Origin of the sequence: Mesorhizobium sp. M7A.F.Ca.US.002.01.1.1, from assembly GCF_004022955.1 — a bacterium.
In the GTDB taxonomy this organism is placed as follows: Bacteria; Pseudomonadota; Alphaproteobacteria; order Rhizobiales; family Rhizobiaceae; genus Mesorhizobium; species Mesorhizobium ciceri.
In genome coordinates this window covers 1-407 of sequence record NZ_RZQE01001074.1, presented here as the reverse complement: position 1 = coordinate 407, position 407 = coordinate 1, and the positions used below count along the sequence as shown (strand labels likewise).

Sequence of the window (407 nt, the reverse complement as noted above, 5' to 3'; positions counted from 1 at the left end):
GCACCCTTCCCGGCCTTCCCGACCGATTTGCAGGCGCAGTTCATGGGCCTGATGACCATGGCCAAGGGTAAGTCGCGCATCACCGAGACGATCTTCGAGAACCGCTTCATGCATGTGCAGGAACTGGCGCGGCTCGGCGCTCACATCACGCTTTCGGGCCAGACGGCGATCGTCGACGGCGTGCCGAAGCTGAAGGGCGCGCCGGTCATGGCGACCGATCTTCGCGCCTCTGTCTCGCTGGTCATCGCCGGCCTGGCGGCGGAAGGCGAGACCACGGTCAACCGCGTCTACCACCTCGATCGCGGCTTCGAGCGGCTGGAAGAAAAGCTGTCCAACTGCGGTGCGGTGATCGAACGGATTTCGGCGTAGCCCGCGACCTCGGCTCCTCTCTAGCAACGCAGGAGATT

At 64.4% G+C, this 407-nt stretch carries 1 pseudogene; it reads left to right on the top strand.

The features are described from left to right. Positions 1–369 (top strand): annotated as a pseudogene (locus tag EN932_RS37770) (UDP-N-acetylglucosamine 1-carboxyvinyltransferase); the annotation flags it as partial. Positions 370–407 lie beyond the last annotated feature (38 nt).